Here is a 24,449-nt window from a genome sequence, read left to right as displayed (position 1 = left end):
GAAAGCACCCCCTACCTCACTGCGCCAAAAGGCCGCCCCCTGTCACTCTCGTGACAGGGGGCGGCCTCACATGCCCGGCGGCGACTAGTCGCCGTTGCCCGGAGCCGGCGTCGTCTTCTGGATCTGCATCAGGAACTCGACGTTCGACTTCGTCTGCTTCATCTTGTCGAGGAGCAGCTCGATCGCCTGCTGCTGGTCGAGCGCGTGCAGCACCCGCCGCAGCTTCCAGACGATGCCCAGCTCCTCGGCACCGAGCAGGATCTCCTCCTTGCGGGTACCGGACGCGTCCACGTCCACCGCCGGGAAGATGCGCTTGTCGGCGAGCTTCCGGTCGAGCTTGAGCTCCATGTTGCCGGTGCCCTTGAACTCCTCGAAGATCACCTCGTCCATGCGGGACCCGGTGTCCACCAGCGCGGTGGCGAGGATCGTCAGCGAACCGCCGTCCTCGATGTTCCGCGCCGCGCCGAAGAACCGCTTCGGCGGGTACAGCGCGGTGGAGTCGACACCACCGGACAGGATGCGGCCGGAGGCCGGGGCGGCGAGGTTGTACGCACGGCCCAGACGGGTGATCGAGTCGAGCAGCACGACCACGTCGTGACCCAGCTCCACGAGCCGCTTGGCGCGCTCGATGGCCAGCTCGGCGACCGTGGTGTGGTCCTCGGCCGGACGGTCGAAGGTCGAGGAGATGACCTCGCCCTTGACCGACCGCTGCATGTCGGTGACCTCTTCCGGACGCTCGTCGACGAGGACGACCATCAGGTGGCACTCGGGGTTGTTGTGCGTGATCGCGTTGGCGATCGCCTGCATGATCATGGTTTTGCCGGTCTTCGGCGGGGCCACGATCAGACCGCGCTGGCCCTTGCCGATCGGCGAGACCAGGTCGATGATCCGGGTGGTGAGCACGCCCGGGTCGGTCTCCAGCCGGAGCCGGTCCTGCGGGTACAGCGGCGTCAGCTTGTTGAACTCCGGGCGGCCGCGGCCGTGTTCGGGCGCCATGCCGTTGACGGAGTCGAGCCGCACGAGCGCGTTGAACTTCTCGCGCCGCTCGCCTTCCTTGGGCTGGCGGACCGCGCCGGTGACGTGGTCACCCTTGCGCAGGCCGTTCTTGCGGACCTGGGCGAGGGACACGTACACGTCGTTCGGGCCCGGCAGGTAGCCGGAGGTGCGGATGAACGCGTAGTTGTCGAGGATGTCGAGGATGCCCGCGACGGGGATCAGGACGTCGTCCTCGGCGATCTGCGGCTCGGAGGAGGCGATGTCGTCGCGCCCGCGACGGCCCCGGCGGTCGCGGTAGCGGCCGCGACGGCCGCGGCGGCCGCCCTCGAAGTCGTCGTCGTCCTGCTGGCGGTCGCGGTCCTGGCGCCCGCCGCCCTGCTGCTGGCTCTGCTGGCGCTGGCCGCCCTGGCCCTGCTGGTCGTCGCCCTTGCGGCGGTCGCGGTCGCGGTCCCGGCCGCGCTCGCGGCGGTCGCGGCGGCGGCCCTCGCCGCCCTCACCGGCGTCACCCCTGGCGTCGCCCTGCTGCGGCTGCTGCGCGGGCGTCTCGGCCTTCGGCTCGCTCTTCGCCTCGGCGGCGACGGTCTCCGGCGCGGCGGCCGGGGCGCCCGCGTCAGCGGTGGCGCGGCGGCGGCGGCGCTCGGCCGGGGCCTCCTCGGCGGCGGTCTCGGCCGGGGCGGAGGCCTTGGGCGAGGGCTGGCCGGGGATCTCGATCTGCTGCTGCGCCACGGCCTTCTCGGCCGGCGCGTCGGCCTTGTCCGCCTTCTTCACCGCGGACTCCTCACCCGTACGGGCCTTGGAGGTGGCGCGGCGCTTCGGCTTGGTCTCGGTGGCGGTCTCGGCCTTGGCGGGGGCTCCCCCGGCGGCCTGCGCCTCCTTGATGACCTCGATCAGCTGGCTCTTGCGCATCCGCGCGGTGCCCCTGATGCCGAGGCCGGATGCGACCTGCTGCAGCTCGGCCAGCACCATGCCCTCGAGGCCGGTACCGCGGCGCCGCCGGGAGCCGGCACCGGTGGCAGGCGCGGAGGCGTCCGTGGCGGGCGCGGCAGCGGTCTCCTCGACACGTGCGCCCATCAGATCGGTGGTGTCGCTCACGAAGGGTCCTTCCCTGGAGCGGACGTCGGCCTGTCTGGCTCGGCGACCGGTTGTGCTGTCCGGCTTCGGTCCTTGCTCTGTGAACCGTGCCGGGGCGGTGGTCCGCCTAAGCGGCGGAAGAGATATCTGGTGATGGCGCTTCCTCGAGCCGTGGCACCTGGTGTCACGTGGCGTGGTCGCACCGGTTCCGGAGCGTGCCCGGCGGGCCGCTCAGTGTCGACGTACGAGGTACTGCCCGCATACGAGGTACGAGACACAGTGCGACTTGGGGGGCTCCCGGAAGAATGTCTGTCCCGGACGGGGACACGAGGCACCTCGCCATGGTGGGGTCGGGTGCAGACTTGAGGTTAACACTACCGGATCCAACAAACATTCCCCCTCTCCACATCCGGCAATCGCCGGCTCTTTTCAGTTCGCGCCGCCCGCGCCGTTCACTCCGCCGGTCGCGAGCGGCAGGACGCTCGCTCCCCGCAGGTCGAGGGCGAGACGGTTCGCCGCCCAGTCCGCGCCGGCCAGCGCTTCCACCTTGTCGGCGGTGCCGGCGTCGGCGAGGGCCATCACGGTGGGGCCCGCACCGGAGATCACCGCGGGGATCCCGTCGGCCCGCAGCCGCTCCACCAGCGCCGCGCTCTCCGGCATGGCGGGGGCCCGGTACTCCTGGTGCAGCCGGTCCTCGGTGGCGGGCAGCAGCAGCTCGGGACGCCTGGTCAGGGCCTCGACGAGCAGGGCGGCGCGGCCCGCGTTGACGGCGGCGTCGACGTGCGGCACGGTGCGCGGGAGCAGACCGCGCGCGGTCTCGGTCAGGACCGGCTTCCCGGGCACGAAAACCACCGGAACGATGGAATCCGAGGGGTCCATCCTGATGGCCCGGGCGGCGCCGTTCTCCATCCAGGACAGGGTGAAGCCGCCGAGCAGGCAGGCCGCGACGTTGTCGGGGTGGCCCTCGATCTCGGTGGCCAGCTCCAGCAGTGCGGTGTCGTCGAGCCTGGCCTCGCCGCCTATCGTCACGGCGCGCGCGGCGACGATGCCGGCGCAGATGGCGGCGGAGGAGGAGCCCAGGCCGCGGCCGTGCGGGATGCGGTTGGCGCAGACGATCTCCAGGCCGCGCGGCTGCCCGCCGAGGACGTCGAAGGCGGCGCGCAGGGAGCGCACGAGCAGGTGCTTCTCGTCGCGGGGCAGCGTCTCGCTGCCCTCACCCGCGATGTCGATGTGCAGCCCGGAGTCGGCCACCCGGACGACCACGTCGTCGTACAGACCCAGCGCGAGGCCGAGGGCGTCGAAGCCCGGGCCGAGGTTGGCGCTGGTGGCGGGGACGCGCACCCGGACGGCGGCGGCGCGGAACGCTGGACCGGCCATCGCTCGATGACTCTCCTTGAGCTGCGTGACTGTCGAATGACATTCGATGACGTACGGGAACCCCGGGACCGCGGGGAATGTGCTGACGGGCCGCTGGTCACGAGGACGGCGCGGCACCGCGGCATATGCGGGCGGGTTCGGTACAGCCTATCGAAGGTGGGTTCTGCGGCGACATAGGGCGCACAAGAGGCGCACGATGCGTGTCGCAAGCCCCCTGTGCACCCCTGTCAGGGACGTTTCCCGGGCGAGCGCCCTCTTACGCCTGACGTGGCGCTCGTTACACCGGACCGAGCGGGACGGAGCCGGAGAGCGAGCCGGGACCGAGCGGGGGGGCGGGCCGGACCGTGCCGGACCGGGCCGCCCGCGCTCGTCAGACCAGGCCCAGCCGCTCGGCCGCCGTCGCCGCGTCGACCGGGACGGTCACGGGCTGCGGGGCGCCGGCGACGGCCCAGTCCGGGTCCTTCAGGCCGTTGCCGGTGACGGTGCAGACGATCCGCTGGCCGGGGTCGACCTTGCCCTGCTCGGCGGCCTTGAGCAGACCGGCCACCGACGCGGCGGAGGCGGGCTCCACGAAGACGCCCTCCTGGGCGGCCAACAGCCGGTAGGCGCGCAGGATCTCACGGTCCGTCACCTCGTCGATGAGGCCGCCGGACTCGTCCCGGGCGTTCAGCGCGTGCTGCCAGGAGGCGGGGTTGCCGATCCGGATGGCGGTGGCGATGGTCGACGGGTCCTTGACCACCTCGCCGCGCACGATGGGCGCGGAGCCCGAGGCCTGGAAGCCCCACATCCGGGGCGTACGGGACGACACGCCGTCGGCGGCGTACTCCTTGTAGCCCTTCCAGTAGGCGGTGATGTTGCCCGCGTTGCCGACCGGCAGGACGTGGACGTCGGGCGCGTCGCCGAGCATGTCGACGATCTCGAAGGCGGCGGTCTTCTGGCCCTCGATACGCACCGGATTGACCGAATTGACCAGCGCGACCGGGTAGTTGTCGCTCAGCTCGCGGGCGAGGGTCAGGCAGTCGTCGAAGTTGCCGTCGACCTGGAGGATCTTCGCGCCGTGCACCAGGGCCTGGCCCATCTTGCCGAGCGCGATCTTGCCCTGCGGGACGAGCACGGCCGAAACCATACCGGCGCGCACGGCGTACGCGGCGGCACTCGCCGACGTGTTGCCGGTGGAGGCGCAGATGACCGCCTTCGCGCCCTCCTCCTTGGCCCGAGTGATGGCCATGGTCATGCCACGGTCCTTGAAGGACCCGGTGGGGTTCGCGCCCTCCACCTTGAGGTGGACCTCGCAGCCCGTGCGCTCGGAGAGCACCTGCGCGGGCACGAGCGGCGTGCCGCCCTCGCGGAGCGTCACGACCGGCGTGGTGTCGGAGACGGGCAGCCGGTCCCGGTACTCCTCGATGATTCCGCGCCACTGGTGGGTCATTGCTGGTTACTCTCCTTCAACCCGCATGATGCTGGCGACACCGCGCACGGTGTCGAGCTTGCGCAGCGCCTCGACGGTGCCGTTGAGGGCGGCGTCGGACGCGCGGTGGGTGACGACGACGAGGGACGCCTCGCCGTCCTTGCCCTGCTGGCGGACGGTGTCGATCGAGACACCGTGCTCGGCGAAGACCGTCGCCACCTGGGCGAGCACACCCGGTTTGTCGGCCACGTCGAGGCTGATGTGGTACCGGGTGACGACCTCGCCCATGGGCGAGACGCGCAGCGCGGCGTAGGCGGACTCGCCCGGTCCGGTCGTCCCGCTGAGCCGGTTGCGGCAGACGGCGACGAGGTCGCCGAGGACGGCGGAGGCGGTGGGCGCGCCGCCCGCGCCGGGGCCGTAGAACATCAGCTGGCCGGAGGCGTCCGACTCGACGAAGACCGCGTTGTACGCGCCGCGCACGGAGGCGAGCGGGTGGGTCAGCGGAATCATCGCCGGGTGCACGCGCGCGGTGACGGACTCGCCGTCGGCGGCCCGCTCGCAGATGGCGAGCAGCTTGATGGTGCAGCCCATCTCCTTGGCGGAGGCGAAGTCGGCGGCCGTCACCTCGGTCATGCCCTCGCGGTAGACGTCGTCGAGGCGCACCCGCGTGTGGAAGGCGATGCCGGCCAGGATCGCGGCCTTGGCGGCGGCGTCGAAGCCCTCGACGTCGGCGGTCGGGTCGGCCTCGGCGTACCCGAGCGCGGTGGCCTCGTCGAGCGCCTCCTGGTAGCCGGCCCCGGTCGAGTCCATCTTGTCGAGGATGAAGTTGGTGGTCCCGTTGACGATGCCGAGCACCCGGTTGACCTTGTCGCCGGCCAGCGACTCGCGCAGCGGGCGGATCAGCGGGATGGCACCGGCGACGGCGGCCTCGTAGTAGAGGTCCTTGCCCTGCTCCTCGGCGGCGGCGTGCAGGGCGGCGCCGTCCTGGGCGAGCAGCGCCTTGTTGGCGGAGACCACGGACGCCCCGTGCTCGAAGGCGGTGGTGATGAGGGTGCGGGCGGGCTCGATGCCGCCGATGACCTCGACGACGACGTCGATGTCGCCGCGTTTGACGAGGGCGGTGGCGTCGGTGGTGACGAGGGCGGGGTCGATGCCCGCACGCACCCGGTCGGGCCGCCGGACGGCGACACCCGCGAGTTCCACCGGCGCGCCGATGCGGGCGGCGAGGTCGTCGGCGTGCGTCGTCATGATGCGCGCCACCTCTGAGCCGACCACTCCACAGCCCAGCAGCGCCACCTTCAGCGGACGCGTACGCATCATCCGACCTCGTTTCCTCATACCGTCTTCGGTTGCACCAGTCTCACTCACCGGACCGGGGTTTCTGCCACCGGTCCGGATCGTGAGACGTCTATTTCATTTTCGCAGGGGCGGCGGACCGCAGATCTTCCGCCCCCGACGACTCACCGGCGGGGATCAGCCCACGTCGAGCCGCAGCAGGTCGTCCTCGGTCTCCCGGCGGACGATCACCCGCGCCTCACCGTCCCGCACGGCGACGACCGGCGGGCGGAGCACATGGTTGTAGTTGCTGGCCATGGAGCGGCAGTACGCCCCCGTGGCCGGTACGGCGATCAGGTCGCCCGGCGCCAGGTCGGCCGGCAGGAACGCGTCCTTCACCACGATGTCACCGCTCTCGCAGTGCTTGCCGACCACCCGGGCGAGCATCGGCTCGGCGTCGGAGCTGCGGGAGACGAGAGCGACGCTGTACTCCGCGTCGTACAACGCCGTACGGATGTTGTCGGACATGCCGCCGTCCACCGAGACGTACGTCCGCAGCCCGTCGAGCGGCTTGATGGTGCCGACCTCGTACAGGGTGAACGCCGTCGGCCCGACGATGGCCCGGCCCGGCTCGACGGAGATGCGCGGGGTCCGCAGCCGGGCGGACTCGCACTCCCGCGTCACGATCTCGGTGAGCGCCTTGGCGATCTCGTGCGGCTCGCGCGGGTCGTCGTCACTCGTGTACGCGATGCCGAGCCCGCCGCCGAGGTCGATCTCCGGCAGCTCGACACCGTGCTCGTCCCGGATGTCCTTCAGCAGCCCGACCACCCGGTGCGCGGCCACCTCGAACCCGGACATGTCGAAGATCTGCGACCCGATGTGGCTGTGGATCCCGATCAGCTCCAGTCCGTCGAGCTGCAGCGCCCGCCGCACGGCCTCCGCGGCCTGCCCGCCCGCGAGCGGGATGCCGAACTTCTGGTCCTCGTGGGCGGTGGCGATGAACTCGTGCGTGTGGGCCTCCACCCCGACGGTGACACGGATCTGCACCCGCTGCCGCCTGCCCAGCTCCTGGGCGATGTGCGCCACCCGCGCGATCTCCTGGAAGGAGTCGAGCACGATCCGCCCGACCCCGGCGCGGACGGCCCGCTCGATCTCCGCCGGCGACTTGTTGTTGCCGTGGAAGGCGATACGGTCGACCGGCATCCCCGCGGACAGCGCGGTGGCCAGCTCACCCCCGGAGCACACGTCCAGGTTCAGCCCCTCCTCGTGCAGCCAGCGCACCACGGCCCGGGACAGGAACGCCTTGCCCGCGTAGAACACGTCGGCGTCCTGGCCGAAGGCGGTGCGCCAGGCCCGCGCCCGGGCCCGGAAGTCCGACTCGTCGAGGACGTAGGCGGGAGTGCCGAACTCCTCCGCGAGGCGCTTCACGTCGATCCCGCCGACGGTGAGCACCCCCTCGCCGTCCCGGGTGACGGTCTGCGCCCACACCTTCGGGTCGAGGGCGTTGAGATCGGCGGGCGGAGCGGAGTAGTGGCCCTCGGGAAGGACGTCGGCGTGACGGGGCCCGGCGGGGTGTGCGGAACGGCTCATGACGTGTCGTGGCTCTCTCAGAGATGATCGGGTGCGTCGATGCCGAGCAGGGACAGGCCGCCGGCCAGCACCGTCCCGGCCGCTTCGGCGAGCGCGAGCCGGGCGCGGTGGGCGGCCGAGGGTTTCTCCTCACCGCACGGCAGCACGGCGGGCAGGACGGGGAGCACGGCGTCGGCGACACTGACGAGATGCCGGGCGAGACGGTCCGGGGCACGGTGGGTGGCGGCCGCGGAGAGAACGCGAGGGTGATCGGCGAGCAGGGCGAGCAGCCCGTCGGCATCGACGGCGTCGCCGAGCGGACCCGGCTCGGCGGTGAAACCGAGATCGGCGGCGTTGCGCCCGAGAGCCCGGGTGCGGGCGTGGGCGTAGCGGACGCGGAAGAGCGGATTGCCCTCCCGCTGGACGAGATGGTCGGCGGTGATCCGGGGCCGGTCGTGCGGGGCGGGATGCAGCAGCGCCCAGCGGGCGGCGTCGGGATCCAGCGGTGCGGGATCCTCCGGCGCGGGCACCGGCCGCAGCGTCACCGGCTCCCCGTGCCCGACCTCCGCCCGGCCCCCCTGCGAGCCGACGATCCGCACGAGCGCGTCGGCGACGACCTCTGCGCGCACCTCGTACGGCACACGCAGCCGGACCACCTGCCCGGCGAGGGCGTCACCGTGCCCGTACCTCAGTCCGTCGCGGAGAACTCCCCGGACGAGACGGTCGGCGGCGGACTCCCGCAGCCGGATGTTGATGAACCCGGGCCCGGTGATCCGCACCCCCCCGACCCCCTCGGCACCCGCCAGATACGGCCGGATCACCTCGGCGACCCGCAGCGGCGGCTGCCCGGCCGGCCGGGCCAGCTGGAGCGCGATGCCGGTGGCGTAGTCCCCCCAGCCCCCCGCCCCCGGCGGCGCCACCACGGCCCGCGCGGGAACGGTCACACTCAGCTCCCCCGCATCGACAGCACAGCGCACCGCGTCCAACACGGTGCGCGAAAGCTCGACGGGGGTCACGGGACAAGCGTAGGGGAGGAGGGGGGTGGGTAGGCGAGCAGGTTTCGCGGGGGTCCGGGATGTGGACGGCGGGGGTGGCGGCGGGGGTGGGGTGGGGCGCACGTGGTGACGGGGGCAGGCGGGCGGCCGGCACCCCCGCCTCGCGCAGCGAGACGGTGTCCACGCCGACGGTGAGGCTGTTACGTGCCGACAGGAAGGACAACGCGTGAGTGGCCGGGGCATGGGGACGGCGAGGACACGACACCTACGGTGACGGGACTCACGTCAGCTACCGGCGCGCCCCGCGATCTCGCCCTCCTCCGCACCGAGCAGCCCACCGGTCTCCGCCTCGGCGCCGTCCTTCTTCTCCTCGATCAACCGGCGCACGATCCGCACCAGCTCCGCCGGCTCGAAGGGCTTGGCGAGGAAGGCGTCGACGCCGATGTCGCTGCCGCTGTCGACCTCGTACGGCGTGCAGGCACTGACGATCGCCACGGGCAGCTCACGCGTGCGCGGATCGGCCCGCAACTGCGCGGCGGTCCGCAGCCCGTCCAGCCGCGGCATCACGACATCGAGGGTCACGACATCCGGACGCACCTGATGCACGACATCCAGACACTCGGCACCATCGGCCGCGGTCACGACCTCGAGGCCCTCCAGCTCGAGATTGACCCTGATCAACTGCCGGATGACCTTGTTGTCGTCCACAACAAGCACCCGGCCCCACGCGCCTGGCACAACTCGAGAGTAGGTCCGGACCGGCCACCGCGTCCCGGTTTTCCCCACTTCCACCCCGTGCGGGCGACCCGGCCCCCGCGACCACGGGGAAACCCGTTCATGAACACCCTCTCGGAGCTGGTAGTGTTCTACCCGTCGCCGCGAGACACCGCGAACGACACGCCCCCGTAGCTCAGGGGATAGAGCAACGGCCTCCGGAGCCGTGTGCGCAGGTTCGAATCCTGCCGGGGGCACCCTGCATGAGGTGCCCAAAGACCCCGTCACCAGCGGAAACGCTGAGAACGGGGTCTTCGCGTATGTGCAGGGCGCATGCGGCAGTAGGTCGGGCATCGCCGCAGGCGGGACGACTCTGAGCCCCTTCGGCGCAAGGCAGCCGCCCGTGGTCCGACATGCCGAAGACGGCCAGGTGCTCGCGGGGCACGGTGACGAGGCGGGGCGGGCAGTGCACCCGCTCCTAACGCCAGAAGACGCCATCCGGTGAGAGATTCGTCTTCTACGACGTCAGTGGTAAGCCCTGGATCTGGATAGCTGAGCTGCGATTCCAGCACGCCCACAGGAAACTGCACGAGCTCGGAGCAGCATCTACTCGAGTGGGTCTTGATGAGTCGCACGTACTACGCATGGCCGCCCAATAGGGCGGGACGCAGCCGAGCGCTAAATGTTCAGCACTCCTGCTGTGGTGCGCCCTACTTCGACGGCGGATAAACCAACCCGCCGCCAACACCATGCGGATGACGACGCCGGAGCGCCGGCTGCACCGCCTCCTTCCTTGCCTATGCAGGCATCTCCTCGCGCGACTATGCGGGCGAGCCTGGCAAAACGAGTGAGCGAAGCTCCTTGGGAGTAGGCCAGGGGGCGTGGCGGTGGATCATGCGGTGGCAGTTCGCACAGATCAGGGTCAGGTCTGTGAGCTTGGTGGGGCCCTCACCCGCTACGTGGAGGGGCACGACGTGATGGCACTCTATGTAGCCGCTACCACGATCCCCATAGACCTGCTCGAAGTCGAAGTCGCAGATCTCGCAGGCCAGAGTTCCGCCCCTACGCAGCACGGCCTCGATCTTCCTTCGTCGCAAGCCGCGGTTACGCTCGCGAGTGATGTGCCACCGGATGAGTAGTCGGCCCTCCGGTGCCTCGAAGTCGTGAAGTTCGTCATCCGGCAACGGCGGGGCCTCGCCGAGAGAGCCGTCAGTCACGCCTGCTCGGATGAGCTGGGCAGCTGCCGCCATCTCCAAGGGCCTTTCAATGAAGGCCTGTATGACCTTGAGGTCCGTGGTCCCGCAATTGGTGCGCTTACCGCGGTAGTCGGGGTGGTTGGTCGCGAGGTCACTCGTCTTGCGAGCAACACCATTAGGGTTGCGGAACTTCTCGTTGCGGACAGCCACGTCATGGATGGGCATGAGCTGGAGCACCGAAGAGAGTTCTACAATCCGAGGATCAGGAGCATCTATACGCTTCCATCCGTTCTCCGCCGTCAGTGCGCAGGCAAGCACGACTTCGTCCCATGCCCAATCTGGGTTTCGCAACGTAATGACCTGAAATCCCGCACGTTGAAGCCAAGCGACAGCCGCCGCCTTTCCGCCAGACAGTTCGTCGTGCCTCAGTGCCCGGCCGTGTTCATACTTATGCGCCACGCCAGCGATCGCCTTTGAGTCGTACCGCCGTCCCTCGTAGACGAGTACGTAGTCCCGCGCCGGGCCGTAGTGGTAGGTCGCCGAAACTCGTCCGGACCAAGGCGGTTGTACTCATCGATTGCCCCCAGTACCGCCTCACGGCTGAAGATCCCCTTCTCCATGACCAACAGCGTAGGAGACAGAGACAAGGCGGCGAGGCCACACCCATGGACCCAACACCTAGCATCCTGACGCCTTGGGGATCATTCCAAGGGATAGGAGCGCAGCGAAGCTAACCGCACGAGTCACAGATGCCAGTCGAAGGCAGTTGGACGAAGCAACGGTCACAGACCCGCGGCGGCTTGTCAGCGCGCTCGCGGCGGCGCTCGACGCTGGCTTGCAGCCTGAGGGCGAGGGCCGGCACGCCACCGCCAGGCGGCAAGGTCGCTCCAAAGCGGCGGTAGCACGCAAGACGGGCTTCGGCAGCGTGGTGTTCACGCTCAAGCTCGTCCTCAACCGGCGGTTCTCCAGCGACGGCCAGAACTTCCCTGTAGCCGCTGCCCACCTTGCCGTCGTCCGTGTGGACCACCAGTGCCGTCAGCGGTGGGTCGCCGCGATGGTGCGCTTCACGGACCACCCGGCCCAAGACCGGACCGATCCAGTTGTGCAGGAGAGTCTTGGTCCGAATGCCAGTCCTGCTCTGAATCTCCTCTGCCAACTCCTTGTAGGTGATCACTGCGTGGTACGTCTGCGCTACATCTATGAGGATCGAGTACGCCTCCGCGCCCCAAGCTTCGCGTGCTTCCTGGGCCGTCGGCTTGCTGGCCACACGCTCAGATTCCTTCTGACTCATCCCCGCCCCGCTGTGCATTCGTTGGTTGGCACTCTCGTGCATCCTCCCCTGGAAGGGATCTGGACGCTATAATCGCTTGGGCCCGGCGCGCGCCGACCGATACGCCAACAACAGCGCACAAAGGGAGCTGTGGGCAGTGCAGGGCACTCAAACGAGCAGTGCAAGCATCCACACCGCTGTGCCGACCGCTCCCGATGACCGAAGGGACCCCCACGTGGGTGCCTGCCGCGTGCCGGAGGCGTCAGGGCTGACCGGCATTGGCGGCCTACCATTGGGTTCACGCGGATCTTGACCTACGAGTGCTTAGGGCTGATCCGCGGTCGTGGACCATCTGTGGACTCGGTTTAGGCTCCTTCCGCGGTGCAAGCCCTGACCAGCAACGATGCCGGATCCCCAAACGCCCTCCGGAACTGTTGCAGCATGGCACCGCAGCTCAGCCCGTCGACCGACGAGAACCATAGGGGTTTCCTCAGGCAGACGGATTGCAGAGCCTGTGAGGGCAGCGACGCTTGCAGACCCCACCCGACAGCGTCCGCGGATGGCCGCTCTGTGGCCCCGAGCAGGTGCCACGGGGCCGCAGGTCGTCACCTGGGCCGTCGGACGTCCGTCAGAACATCGTCCAGCAGTCCTCTCACGTCGCTTCCGCCCAGGACCAGCTGTCGATCCAGCAGCCGGTTTCCGGTCTCGCAGGAGGTCTCGCTCACCAGGGAGCACCCGTGGCAGGCCGAGAGATTCAGCTGTGAGGCTCCCTGGCGGTCGCTTTCGATGCAGACCGGGTCGTTAGAGCAGAAGTCCGCGTCGTCCAGGGCTGCCACCAGGAGTGGGATCAGCTTCTTGGGATCCCCGAGCCTGACGAGACCACCGAGAGTCCCCTGGGCGTCCCCTGCCGCCGTGTAGATGAGGATCCCGGCGGTCCTGTCCGTGCGGTCGGAGTTCGCGTAGATCCTTTCCTGCAGCGAGGCAGACGCGTAGCCGCTGGCGAACGCCAGTCGCCGGATGAGCAGGTGCGCCAGCGTGTGCAGGGCGATGTACCTGGGTTCCGGCAGATCGAGGCGGCCCGCCCAGGGAGAGTCCGCCCTTCTCTTCTTGAGGATGCCGGCGCGTGCCTGCACTTCCGGCTGTGCCTCCCATGCGGCCAGCTTCTCCTCGTCGAACCGCAGGAAGATTCCTTCCCCGAACAGTTCGATCGCAGGGTAGGTGGGCCGATACGACTTGTCAGCCCCCAGATCGGCGTTGATCAGCTTCGCTTCCGCGTCGTGGCGTCGGAACCCCCGCAGGGCACGGACCTCCCGTACCCGGCGTACCTGTCCGATACCGCTGATCTTGGCGAGGAGGCTCTGTGGTCCCACGAGCCCGTCAAGGCTTCTCCCGTCGACGACGAAGTCGCTTCCCGTGCGGTCGCGTCCTTCGTCGAGTTTCTTCAGGAACGCCGCCCACTCACCGTCCTTTAGGTCGAGCAGCAGCTCACCCGCAGGGTTTTCCTCCCCCGCCGCGACTCCGAGGACGGTTTCCGGCGTCACTGCGAGATCGCTGGCGATCAGCTGGGCCAATAGTTCCGACTGCGGTCCGCCGTTGTCGGTGACGACTCTGTCGAAGAGAACGTGACTACGGATCTTGTCGGCCGTCTCCGCTGACTTCGGGCGCTCCTCCGGAATGTCGAGAGCCGAGATTTTGTCGGCGATGTAGTTGCCCGTGGCACCGCGCTGCACGGCGACCAACTCGTACGGGCAGGCCTTCTTGACGGAGTTCTCCGGCTCCCAGGGCTGCCGTCCCGCGCAACGGATCCCGTCTTGGTGCAGGGACCCCTTCGTCACAAGTTCCGCGAGCTTGCGCTCGTTCTTGCACCCGTAACACTTCACGACCAGGGCCGCGAGGCCTTCGCCGCGGGTGGCCAGCTTGTGAAACCTGAGTGCCTTGTAGTCACGGCAGAAGCGGACCGCTTCGTTCAGGCGCGCCGCGCGCCCCCGGTGCGCCCACTGGAACCAGTTGATGTCCTGGATGTGGCTACCCTTTTCACAGACGGCGACATACCGCATCGGTACGAGCGCGCCTCCGCAGTCGCAGGTGTTGCTCCACTTGCCTTTTTTCCTACCGGTCAGCTTCGAGAGCTTGTCGCAGCGCTCGCAGAACCGCCAAGCGGGAAAGCGCCAGTACGGCAGCGCAGGGGTTTCCTTTGCGGCCCGGCCCGCGTGCGCCGGCGGTTGTTTCAGGACACCGGCACCGAGGCGGGCCATCAGACGCTCACAGCTGATCTCATGGGCGAACTTCTTGTCCCACCAGGACGTGTCCGGCGCCATGAGCGACTCGCCTCGCACGTCGACGATCGCTCCCACACCGAACGGTGAGATCGTCTCGGAGAGCCGCAGGTCATGCCTGATCTTCTCCATGGTGCACCTCCTCCTGCGGTTCCTGGACCTCGACCGCCACATTGGGCTCCACGGATCTCATCGAGTCTGCGACGGGCCACCCTTCGCCGGGCTGGCCGAACTTCTTCAACAAAGCTGCCTGGTCTTTCTTCGTCCGCTGGTAGTACAGAGGCTCGCCCGACTCCCGTGCCTGGCCTGCCCGTCGGTCCCAGTCCCTCAGGAGGCTCCATACGGCGGAGCGTGTGTCCGGGGCTTCGAGACCGTCGGCGCGCGTCACGTAGCCGAGGAACCGTTCCACGAGTCGATCGACCGCTTCGCGGATCCTGTCGTCCCCGAGGTCGAACCGACCCGCCGCTTCGTTCGGGGCGAGAGCAGTGAACGACTGCCGCAGCAGTGCCACGAGCGCGCCAGCGAGCGATCGCTCGCGCGAGGCCAACGACCACGGCGTGACGCTCGTTGGCTCCACGCTTCGGTAGAGGGCCTCGTGGTAGCCACGGAAGGTCTCGAAGTGCGACCGATCACGGGCCCTTCCCGACCGGAACAGCGTGACGACGACGCCCTTCGTGTCTCCACGTCCGACACGGCTCGTGGCCTGGATGTACTCGGCCGTGGTCTTCGGCTGCCCCACCATGAGCATCAGCGCGAGCCGCGGGATGTCGATGCCCACGGAGAGCATGTTCGACGAAAGGACCACGTCGACGGCCTCCGGCGACTCGTCGACCCTGACCCTGAGCGCGCGGAGATCGTTCGGCAGCTCCTCGGCTCCGCGACGGCTCGTCAGTTCCAGGACCTTCCCCGCCCTGACGGGCCGCAGCGGGAAGCCAAGCCTCTCGGCTCGGGGCTCCAGACGACCGTTGACGTCGTCGACGACCAGCGTCCCGGTACGTCCGAGCTCACGAAGACTGTTGTGGTACATGACCAGCGTCCAGTAGGCGTCCCGTGACGCGGCGGACGGGGCGCGGGCGGCCAGCGCCTCCGGCATCTCCACCATGGGGGTGACGGCTGCGATGACAGCCGACGGCTGCGAGACCGACTGTGGCATCAGGCCGACGTAAAGACGTCCTTCTCCGTTTTCCACCGGCCGGGAGAAGAAGGTCCGGTCGTCGTCGAGTCCCGATGGCGGATACAGGGCGACCTCACGCCCGTACAGTCCCTCCACCTGCTCCTCGGACGCACGGATGGTGGCTGTCGAGGCCACGACCTTGGGACTGGAACCCGACCGGCTCAGCAGGACTTGGATGACCGCGTCGAAGACGGCGACGGTGGTTCCGAGCGGCCCCGAGAGCAGGTGCAGCTCGTCCTGGATGATCATGGATGGTTGCCTGAAGGTGGTCCCGAGACCGAGCAGCCTGCCCGCTTCCGGCCTGAACTGCAAACGCGCGAACTTGTCGACGGTGGCCAGGAGGATGGTGGGCGGTTCCTTGTACAGCACCTCGTCGACGACCGCGAGCGGAAGCTCGCCGGCGAAGTCGCAGGACACGTCGACACAGTGGAGCACAACGTCCACGCCGTCCAGGCGCATGCCGTAGTCCTCTGGCTTGTCGCTCCTGAGCCTCGGCACCAAGGGCGTCAGACACCAAGGGCAACTCTCGACCTGGAACTCGTTCGCCTCTTCCGGGCGCGCGGCCTTCTGAAGCCGTTTGAGTGCGTCACGTGCGTCCACTCGCGTGCCGGGGGTGACGTCGTTGCCCACCCACAGACCGATCGAGAACGGCGCCATGCCTTTCGCCCGGTCGTCCGTGGCCCGCAGCCGCTCCATCGCGCAGACCAGTGCCGCAGCCCGTTGGAACTGTTGAGAAGTCAGGAGCCGCAGGGTGTAGCGGGTGATGACGGCGGTTCCCCCGCCTGCCGTGCCGTGAACGAGCCGTCGGCGGAATACCTCGATCGCGGCGAGACCCAGGTATGCCTCGGTCTTGCCGCCACCGGTCGGGAACCAGATGAGGTCGACGAGGTCCCGATCCTTGTGCCCCTCGTCGACGGTGGAGGCCAGCGACACGAGCAGGAAACCGAGCTGGAAGGGGCGCCACCGCGGCTCCGGCACCTGCTTCTCCGGCTTCCCGCGGTTGATGGACGCCTGCCGCATCTGAAGACGCATGGCGGCCATGCCCAGTGAGAAGGCCGTTCGAAGATCCTGTCGTCCCGGCGCCCGGAGGAGGTCTATGCCTTCCCTCATCCTGTCGACGGCGTCTTGCGAACGCTCGGCGATGCGTACGGCGACGGCCCTGTCGTCGCTAAACGCCTCTGCCCGTTCCATCTGTCGGGAGGCCCAGCCTGCGAACGCCTCGAGGAAGGCGTCCAACGATCGAAGGACCGCTTCGGGATCCTTGTCGATCTGCTGGAGGTGCCTCAGCTCCAAGGCCTCGGCTTCGGCCGTCCCTTCGTCGAAACCCGTGGTCTCGACGGCGGGCACCACAAAGGCCGGCACGGGCTCGAGGAAGACCTTGGCACAACGGTCCTCCGCGAGCTCCCAGTCCGCGGCCATTCCGTGCCCGACCGCGTAGACCTTTCGGTTGCGATATCGCAGCCGCAGCTCGGCGGCTTCCGGGTCGGTGTCGATCGAGCGCGTCGTGTCGTACTCCAGGATCTCCGCCCCGGTGGGGGGAGCTGCGGCCAGGTGGACCTGGAACAGCGTCCGAGGGATGTCGTGTCGGTCGTCGCCTGTTGATTCGGTCAGGACCCGTACGTGGACGGTGACCAACGAGTCGCCCTGGAAGTCGCGCCAACGCGACCCGATCTCGAGCGAGACACCACCCACGGAGAGGCGCTCGGGCCCTTTGTCCCGGCGGAGGTGGAGGCCGTCGACGGAGAACGGGGTACGCCGCCACCTGGGCGGACCGTCTCCCTCGACAGCCGAGTACGTACCGCACGAGAAGTCGACGTCGACGGAGTCGCCGTCGGTGACGAAGGAGAGCGCGACGGACGAGGGCTTCCAGTCCTCGGCCAGGGGTACACCGGCCCCGCTCTCCTCGACATCGCCGTCGGGGACATCGGCCGATACCTCTGCGTCCGTGTTCCCGTCGCTGTGAGAGCCTCGTGCCTCGGCTTCGACCGGGAATAGCATGCCGACGGCGTACTGACGGTGAGGCAGGTTCGCCGTGACCTCCTCGTCTCCGGCCTCGGGCCCCACGTAGGAGGCTCGGAGATGGTGAAGGGCCTCCTTCTGGGCTGCTGTGAGGTTCACTTCCCAACCTGCTTTCGAAGAAGATCCTGGAGCCGCTTCTTGTCGTGCTTGGACGCGACCACGTGGAGCGTGACCCGCGCCCGCGTAACGGCCACGTAGAAAGCGGCGAGTCCCCGATCGTCGTATGCCTGGGGCAGGTCGCAGACGATGACGTGCTCTGCCTCCAGCCCCTTGGCGTAGCGGGGGTTGGTCACGAGGAATCCGGCCTCGCTCCTGCGCGGCTCGGCGTCCTCGGACACACTGATGATCCAGATGTCCTGTCGGCGGGCCCCGTTCGCGACGAGGTCGCGAGCCACGGTCTCGGCCGCGGAGACGCCGGCTGTCCCGGCGGACCACCGCCATTCCACTCGGTCGCCATGGACGATGCCCGGGTCCCCGACGTCGGCGCCGAGGTACTCCTGCACGACGTGGACGATCGCACGGGTGTTGCGCACGTTCCGGTCTAGGTCGTACTGGAGCGCCTCCTGCTGGACCAACTCGCAGACCTCCGGGTCGAACTCGCCGTCGACGCGCGCCTGGTTGTTGGGGTCGAGGAACATCCTCCACCTGCCACCTTCTCGACCCCCACGGATCACGGCGTCCAAGGCATCCATGCCTCCGGCGTTCATGAGGTCCTGTGCCTCGTCGACGAAGACGACGTCGTACTGCTTGTCACCGGACAGGTCCGTGAACGGAAGGAGATCGATGTCTCTGCCCTCGATCCGCGGGCCGAAGAAGTCGACCAGGGCGGGCGAGTGAAAGGTGATGAGCACCGACTTCTTTTCGCCCGCCTCCTGCTTCGCGCCCTCCGCCAGCACCAGGGATTTCCCCGTGCCCGCGCCACCGAAGACCAGCATCCTCGGGTTCCGGGAGAGCGCGGCCAAGACCCTGGCCTGGCCCTCGGTCGCTCGATTCTGCTCCTCCAGCACGGCGCCCCGCTGCGCATCGATGACGGGCATCCTGGTGAACTCACCGAAGAGGCGCGCCCGGAGCGTCTCGGACCGGGCGACTCTGATTCCGTGGGGAGCAGTCCTCGCTTCGCCGGCGACCTTTTCGAAGGCTTGGGTCAGTGCGGCAATGCTCATCTGCTCCTTGGCCCACCAGTGGCTTCCCTTCCATTCGACGGCTGCCGGAGGCGCGTCTATGTCGGGGGTGAGGGCAACGGCTTCGGTCGCGAACCAACCGACGCCTTCCTCCTGAAGGATGTCGCGCAGCGCGTACATCGCCGACTGTGCCTGGTCCATCGGTGACTCGCGCAACTTCTTCCAGTCACCGTGGCGGTCGATGGAGTACCAGACGCCGTCGTACTTCCTGACGCCCCCGCCCTTGACCTCGACGATGATGACGACGCCGTTCCAGAGCACGACGAAGTCCGCTTCGCCCTGCTGCTTGACCGCGTGGCTCCGCAGCTTCACGGAGTGGAAGGCGACGGCGTCGGGGGTACCGTCGATCGCTCGCAGCAGTCGGGCCACCCGCCGTTCGGCGTTGCTGGTGGTGGTCGCCTCGACGTCGGCGAGATCCGGTATGAGGATCATGATCCCTGCTTTCGCCAGAGGTCTTCGTAAGCGCGGTATCCGAGGAAGTCATTGACTGCACCGAAGTTATCGGCGACGTCCACGATGAGGCACTCCGGCTTGCCGCCGTTCGCGGGGCCGCGCAGACCGCGGCCGGCCATCTGGATGTACGCGCTGGGACTGAACGTCGGCCGCGCGATGTAGAGGGCCCGGACACCCGGTGCATCGAAACCCTGGATCAACAGGTCGCAGTTGGCTAGGACCCGGATCTCTCCCTTCTTGAACTTCTCGATCACGTCACGGCGTGCCTGCCGTCCGGTCTGACCGCTAACCGCCTCAGCCGCGACTTGCCGGTAACGAAGCGTCGCGGCAAGGACTTGGGCGGACAGGACGTTCGGCGTGAATACGAGGATCGGCCACTCGGGATCCCGGCTCAGGATGTCCTCCACGAGGATCCTCATGCGGGCCTGATCCCGACCGATGCGGTCGAGAACCTTGGGCTCCAGCTTGCGCCACGACTGCACCTGCTCGAGTTCATCCGGCTTCAGTGGGACGTCCACGCCCGGCAACACCTCGTGTCGGACCCGGGCGAGGACTCCTCTCTTCGACAGCTCCTCGTAGGCGTTACCGTCGAAGGCGCTCATGATGTGGTGACCGAAGCGGGCCGCCAGCTCCTCCGTCGGCTTGGTGACGACGTCGCTTCTCCCCTTGAAAGGTGTCGCCGAGACACCCACCAGAGGCCGTTCCCAGCTACGACCGTCGACTCCGAGCCATCTGAGGATCTTCGTGTACATTTTCGACCCGCCGGCCCGGTGCGCCTCGTCGATAAACACTGCGGAGACCCTGCTCAGCCACTCGTACTCAGGTGTGCCGGCCACCCGGTCGAGCTTGGCGTCGGTGGCCACGACCACACTGAACTCGGTGTCGGGTTCGTGGACGACGTTGGTGTTCCAGAGCCGGCCGATCGTCAACGGACGCTCGTCCCCGAGCCAACGCCAGACGGTGCCGAATGTCTGCACCGCCTGCTCGCAGAGCTCCTCCGACTGCGCGATCCAGAGCACGGTTCCGCTCATGTCGCCGTCGACGAACAGCCGCAACACGGTTTCGGTGGCCACCCGGGTCTTCCCGGCTCCCGTGGGGAGCTCCACCATGCCCTTGAGCGCACGACCGTCCCGTCCTCGGGACGTCAGGACCTCCTGCAGTTCCTCCCTGATCCTCTCCTGGAAGTCGTGCAGGGGCTTGAGCTTCACGGCACCGGGCACGACGAACTCATCGTCCTGGTGTCGGGTGCGACGCCCGGCGTACTTGGCGCCGAACCCCATCTTCCGAAGCCAGGCGACGGTCGACGCTCCCCCCGCCCATTTCTCGGGGACGTCCGTGTACCCCTCGGCTCTGAACTCCTCTGCGAGAAGCTTGATCGAATCGCTGCCATAGACGGTCAGGAAGAGCTCAGCGACGGACGTGGAACCGTCCACCAAACCTTGGCCCTCAAGTGCCTGCCAAAGTCCTTTAGGCAGGTTCTCCTTCAGCGTGTCGTCACCGATGTAGATCGCCAGCCGCTCCACGTCACTGGACGCGGACCGGGCGTCCTGCCGTTGCATCTCCAGATGTAGGTGGACGCGTGCCTGGAGGATGTCACTCAACTCGGCGTTCGACAGGCGCAGGTCGAACGCCTCACTGACGATCTGCAGGACGCGACGTTCGTCGAGTTCTGCCTGGACCACCAGGGTCATTCCTTGGCGGTGCCACTCGAGTGACTGGTCCTCAACACCGTCCTCTGTGGTCACACGCTTCGTGATCTGGACGGCCTTCGCCACAGTCGCATCCGTGACCTTTTCCTCGACGAACGTCGAACGCAGTCCCGTGTACAGGTCGAGGACGCCCTCCTCGACCTGCCGGCCGTCGACCAACAGCGAGAAAGTGAAGCTGTCCTCGAATCGACGGCATCCGACGATGTCGACGAACTGCTCTGCCTCGTCCTGATCAACTTTGAGGTAGGGCTTTTGCTTGGAGGTGAGGAACGCGCGTTCCTCCTCGGTCGTCGCCAAGTACACCGCGCCGGGCCGCCTTGTCTCGACGGTGCGTCCCACCCGGGCAGGGATCAGTACCGGATGCCTGCCCGGGTTCGCCAACCTGCTAGCGGTGAGGACGAAACCCGTCAGTGCCGGGTTGCTGATGGGCGAGGTGACCTCCGTCTGGAGCGCTTCGCGCAGGACCTCCGAAGGGACCTCACTCAGATCCTTGGCCAGCGACAGAGCGTCCTCGACGTGGCGCGGTCCTCGGAAGAGAGGCAACAGGGCCTCGTATTCGACGAGCGACGCGGAGACGACAGCATCGGGACTGCGGTAGCCGCGAGTCGACTTCAGCAGGCCGGCTTGGCTCACTGCCCATCGAACCGGCGAAAGGACTCGGTGAGTGAGCCCCGTGTCGATATCCGTGCAGAGCCAGTAGCCGACCTCATCCAGCTTAAGAAGCCGTTCCGTCCAACGCTCGCGGATGCTGCCAGGAGCCTCCGCCTCCTTCAGCATGAGAAGCACCGAGAACGGGCCAGGACCGTCACCCCTGTCAAACTCCACCTGCTCGACGAGGCGCTCCCCGGGCCCAAGCCTCCGGTTCAACTCGTCCAGCACGTATTGGCGGTAGTCCTCGTAGTGGACCTCGTCCTCAACCGGGTACGAAGTCACTGGATCGGTGATGACACCTGCTTCGTGCGCGAGCTCACGGGTGCACCTCGTTGGGTCCAGTACTCGGTCGGATACGGCGTCGCCGAGGCCATCAACGTCCAGCACATGCTCAGGCAAAGCCCAGCCACCGTCGCGTGTTGGGACCGGAATCTTGACACCGCTCGCCTTGTTGCTGGCCACGACCTTCTGCGCCTGGGCCATGGGCACGTCGTTGGCCGCATCCCAGAACTTGGGAAGCTCGTCATCCTCCGACTGCGGCGACAGCTTGGCCAACCTGGCCTCGAACTTCGCGAGCGAATCGAGGTCCCGGAACCCATTGTCTCCTAGCTTCTTCTCTACGCCGGGGACCGCAAGGAAATCCGCATCGACGAAGCAGGCTCCTTCGACGTCAATATCCTCGAAGCGATGGAGGTAGACCTGACCACGGTCCTTAAGGGACCGCATTCCGTCGGTCGTCGGTATCACCTTCGCAGAGTTGATGCCATCGGCCCTGGGGTTCAACAACACGAAGTCGAGCGCCCTCGCGGCAGACGCTACGTCAGGCCCCTCCGCCCACTCACGCAACCAAGACTGGATGCCTCTCTTTCGAATCTTCTCCAACGCCTTCGCCTCGTCCCTGGGACGCGAGTCAGCGAAGGCGGAGGAGACGCTGCATATGTAGAGCGTCCTGAGTCGAGTCACACGCTGGCTACTGGCATAGCAACGCCAGTGCGGCACATCATCACTGGTGTTAGGCGACCTGATCCACTGCTCGTGATCGCGCTCGGTCGCAACATTGACACCGAAGTCAAGAGGACGAAGGTCCGGCGGCGTGCACAGTGCACCGATCGCGTCAGGAATCAATGCCTTCCGGGACCCCAGCTGCGGAACGTGGGCACAAAGCATCTCATCGCCGAACGAATGGGTCTCACGACCACGCGCCGGCATGTAGTCCAAGTGCGCCGCTGGGTCGTCGACGGACGATACCTTCGGCAACACATCAAGGAACATCTCAGAGAGAGTCACGAGAATCTCTCGGTTGTACCCATTCTCAAGCAGCGTGGTGCGGTCGTCGTTGACGCTCCAAGGTGCATTAAAGAGTGCCGACGCGGACGTCCGGTCTTGGAGCGGAAAGTATGACCAGAACTCACCCGTCCTCAGCTGGGCAAAGCGCGCCGGCATGGCCACCGTGACTTTCACCTGGTTACGTGACACGGCTTCACCGACCTCAGCCCGCGCCTCGAGGCTGGGGGTGTGCATCTGGTCCTTGACATACCACTCGTCATGGTCGCCGTCGGGACGCTCGATCCGGAACCTTCCCTCGCCGAGGTCTCGTGACACGTGGCTCGTCACAAAGTCTGCGTCCGTCCCTATCACCCGCAGACGGACTTCACGCACCGCGTTGACGAAGAGGAGAAACTCAGAGCGGAAAGCCTCGATCTCTTTCTTGAGGTTTTGCAGCTTCGAGGCGTTCGGCAGCTTGACGACGGTCGTCGCCCATTGCGCCAGATCAGCCAGAATCGGGTCCTTGGCGAACTCCGCCTCGGCATCGATTCGCGTCGCCGTCCTCAAGATCGGGAACCTTGTGGCTGTCGACCCGATAGAAGCGATCGTTGTCTTCGCCTTGGAAGAATTGAACTCGAAGGAAACCGATCGACTCAAGACCTGAGGCGCATCACTGACGGCAAGCACCGACTTGAACCCGAGGCCGAACCGCCCGATCTCGTCGCCCCTCTTACCGCTGAGGTGTGCGTGAGCGATCGCCGTGAGGCCACTTCGTGAAAACGGACGGCCAGCATTCGCGCAGTACAGAGTCTGGTGGCCAAGGTCAAGGACAATCTCGACCCGCCCGGCTCCCTCCTCGTACTCGTCGGCCCCAGACATCGCGTCGGCTGCGTTCTGCACCAGTTCTAGCAGCGTGCGGTTGGAGTAGCCACCGACCCGTATGGAATCCTCATGGTTGGCGTGCTCCGTGATGAGGTTCGGATTCGCACGATACGAATCAATCGCCCGCCCAAACAGGTCGTCAACCTCACGGACCAACCCCGGGTCGGGGACCCACTCGGCACGCTTTTTCACCACGACTTCACCGCCCCAACTGCTGCCACCACACTGCATCGGTGACATACCTGAATTTCGCATATTCTGAACTACGATCGCCACGTTTCCGATGGCGCATTACATCGAACGCCGTCGACCTGCTGCGTACTGTAAGCACTGCCACTAAAAGTCGGTTTTTGAGGTCTTCGCGAACGAGCCCTGGACACCCTGCGTCCGAACTTGCTGAAAACCGCAGAGGTTGGGGTACCGCCCCTCTCTGTGGCAATCGCGTCCTGACGCCAACGATCGGGTTGACAGCCTGGTATGGCGCAATCATTGCCGGAAGCAGCCGAGCGCATCCATGCCTCAACCTGCAGATGTGCAGGGTGAACCCTGATCCCACGGCCGCCGAGGCGCGGCCGACTGCCCTGGAAGCGGAAGCCTTCGACATCGACCCTGGATGCACCGCACTGCGGAAGTGACCCTGCCAGCCTCAGCAGGGTGCAGCCGGGTCTCCTCGCCTGTGACTGCGGGATCGCTGAAGCGCCCTAGCCCCCCGCCTGCCCCCCCGCCAGGCGTGCTCAACAACCCCCACAAGTCCCCCTCATTGATGGAGCTTAAGCGTTCAACAAAACGTTACGACAGGGAACCCCTGTTATCGATTCGCAATCTACGTGCGACATGCGGTGCGCCGCGGCAGAGGCGTCACGCCATCAGGAAGCATGCCTGCCAGGCAAAATGCCTCACGCCCGGAGTCGCCTCGACCGACCCAACCGGCCGCCTCACGGGCAACCGCTGCCTAGCGCCACACCTC

Annotated in this window: 13 protein-coding genes and 1 tRNA gene; 1 reads left to right on the top strand and 13 read right to left on the bottom strand. The window is 67.5% G+C overall.

Annotated features, from left to right (window positions below):
- Positions 1 to 84: 84 nt before the first annotated feature.
- The 7 genes from rho to SGLAU_RS22650 form a co-directional block, all read right to left on the bottom strand.
- The gene (rho, locus tag SGLAU_RS22680; protein ID WP_043504126.1) at positions 85 to 2,088 is read right to left on the bottom strand and encodes a transcription termination factor Rho; all 2,004 of its coding nucleotides are present in this window, start codon (positions 2,086 to 2,088) and stop codon (positions 85 to 87) included.
- Between the two features lie 408 nt (positions 2,089 to 2,496).
- Positions 2,497 to 3,444 (bottom strand): homoserine kinase, encoded by a 948-nt coding sequence (gene thrB / locus SGLAU_RS22675; protein WP_043504124.1) that lies wholly within the window; start codon positions 3,442 to 3,444, stop codon positions 2,497 to 2,499.
- Between the two features lie 370 nt (positions 3,445 to 3,814).
- Positions 3,815 to 4,873, bottom strand: coding sequence for a threonine synthase (gene thrC / locus SGLAU_RS22670; protein WP_043504123.1), 1,059 nt, complete (start codon positions 4,871 to 4,873; stop codon positions 3,815 to 3,817).
- Positions 4,874 to 4,879: 6 nt separating this feature from the next.
- A complete protein-coding gene (locus tag SGLAU_RS22665; RefSeq protein ID WP_063838886.1) occupies positions 4,880 to 6,172 on the bottom strand; it encodes a homoserine dehydrogenase in 1,293 nt (430 codons plus the stop codon).
- A gap of 153 nt (positions 6,173 to 6,325) precedes the next feature.
- Positions 6,326 to 7,717 (bottom strand): diaminopimelate decarboxylase, encoded by a 1,392-nt coding sequence (gene lysA / locus SGLAU_RS22660; RefSeq protein WP_043504120.1) that lies wholly within the window; start codon positions 7,715 to 7,717, stop codon positions 6,326 to 6,328.
- A 17-nt stretch (positions 7,718 to 7,734) separates the two neighbouring features.
- Positions 7,735 to 8,712: an ArgS-related anticodon-binding protein NrtL gene (nrtL, locus tag SGLAU_RS22655; protein ID WP_043504119.1), complete on the bottom strand. Its 978-nt coding sequence runs from the start codon at positions 8,710 to 8,712 to the stop codon at positions 7,735 to 7,737.
- A gap of 264 nt (positions 8,713 to 8,976) precedes the next feature.
- Positions 8,977 to 9,477 carry a response regulator gene (locus SGLAU_RS22650; RefSeq protein WP_078957842.1) on the bottom strand — a complete coding sequence of 167 codons (501 nt, stop codon included), beginning with the start codon at positions 9,475 to 9,477 and terminating at the stop codon, positions 8,977 to 8,979.
- Positions 9,478 to 9,590: 113 nt separating this feature from the next.
- On the opposite strand from SGLAU_RS22650, the gene SGLAU_RS22645 reads away from it, so the two are divergent.
- Positions 9,591 to 9,662: transfer RNA gene (locus SGLAU_RS22645), tRNA-Arg, on the top strand.
- 564 nt (positions 9,663 to 10,226) lie between these two features.
- Here the strand turns inward: SGLAU_RS22645 and SGLAU_RS22640 are convergent.
- From SGLAU_RS22640 to SGLAU_RS22615, 6 genes are all read right to left on the bottom strand, one after another.
- Positions 10,227 to 11,060 carry an HNH endonuclease gene (locus tag SGLAU_RS22640; RefSeq protein WP_244315251.1) on the bottom strand — a complete coding sequence of 278 codons (834 nt, stop codon included), beginning with the start codon at positions 11,058 to 11,060 and terminating at the stop codon, positions 10,227 to 10,229.
- Positions 11,061 to 11,331: 271 nt separating this feature from the next.
- A complete protein-coding gene (locus SGLAU_RS22635; RefSeq protein ID WP_099052953.1) occupies positions 11,332 to 11,868 on the bottom strand; it encodes a hypothetical protein in 537 nt (178 codons plus the stop codon).
- A gap of 608 nt (positions 11,869 to 12,476) precedes the next feature.
- A complete protein-coding gene (gene drmB, locus SGLAU_RS22630) occupies positions 12,477 to 14,279 on the bottom strand; it encodes a DUF1998 domain-containing protein (protein WP_043504117.1) in 1,803 nt (600 codons plus the stop codon).
- Positions 14,260 to 17,439 (bottom strand): helicase-related protein, encoded by a 3,180-nt coding sequence (locus tag SGLAU_RS22625; protein WP_043504116.1) that lies wholly within the window; start codon positions 17,437 to 17,439, stop codon positions 14,260 to 14,262. Before SGLAU_RS22625 ends, drmB begins: the two co-directional genes overlap by 20 nt.
- Positions 17,436 to 18,953 (bottom strand): nuclease-related domain-containing DEAD/DEAH box helicase, encoded by a 1,518-nt coding sequence (locus SGLAU_RS22620; protein WP_043504115.1) that lies wholly within the window; start codon positions 18,951 to 18,953, stop codon positions 17,436 to 17,438. The genes SGLAU_RS22625 and SGLAU_RS22620 overlap by 4 nt, the downstream gene beginning before the upstream one ends.
- Complete coding sequence (locus SGLAU_RS22615) at positions 18,950 to 23,722, bottom strand: DEAD/DEAH box helicase (RefSeq protein ID WP_244315250.1); 4,773 nt, start codon at positions 23,720 to 23,722, stop codon at positions 18,950 to 18,952. Before SGLAU_RS22615 ends, SGLAU_RS22620 begins: the two co-directional genes overlap by 4 nt.
- Positions 23,723 to 24,449 lie beyond the last annotated feature (727 nt).

Origin of the sequence: Streptomyces glaucescens (assembly GCF_000761215.1) — a bacterium.
GTDB classification, from domain to species: domain Bacteria; phylum Actinomycetota; class Actinomycetes; order Streptomycetales; family Streptomycetaceae; genus Streptomyces; species Streptomyces glaucescens_B.
The sequence above is the reverse complement of the archived record's forward strand: the minus strand, read 5'-3'. Positions and strand labels throughout refer to the sequence as shown.

Coding starts and splice junctions, on each gene's coding strand:
- thrB (WP_043504124.1), bottom strand. CDS start 3,444: ATGGCCGGTCCAGCGTTCCGCGCCGCCGCCGTCCGGGTGCGCGTCCCC.
- thrC (WP_043504123.1), bottom strand. CDS start 4,873: ATGACCCACCAGTGGCGCGGAATCATCGAGGAGTACCGGGACCGGCTG.
- SGLAU_RS22665 (WP_063838886.1), bottom strand. CDS start 6,172: ATGATGCGTACGCGTCCGCTGAAGGTGGCGCTGCTGGGCTGTGGAGTG.
- lysA (WP_043504120.1), bottom strand. CDS start 7,717: ATGAGCCGTTCCGCACACCCCGCCGGGCCCCGTCACGCCGACGTCCTT.
- drmB (WP_043504117.1), bottom strand. CDS start 14,279: ATGGAGAAGATCAGGCATGACCTGCGGCTCTCCGAGACGATCTCACCG.
- SGLAU_RS22620 (WP_043504115.1), bottom strand. CDS start 18,953: ATGATCCTCATACCGGATCTCGCCGACGTCGAGGCGACCACCACCAGC.
- SGLAU_RS22615 (WP_244315250.1), bottom strand. CDS start 23,722: ATGTCACCGATGCAGTGTGGTGGCAGCAGTTGGGGCGGTGAAGTCGTG.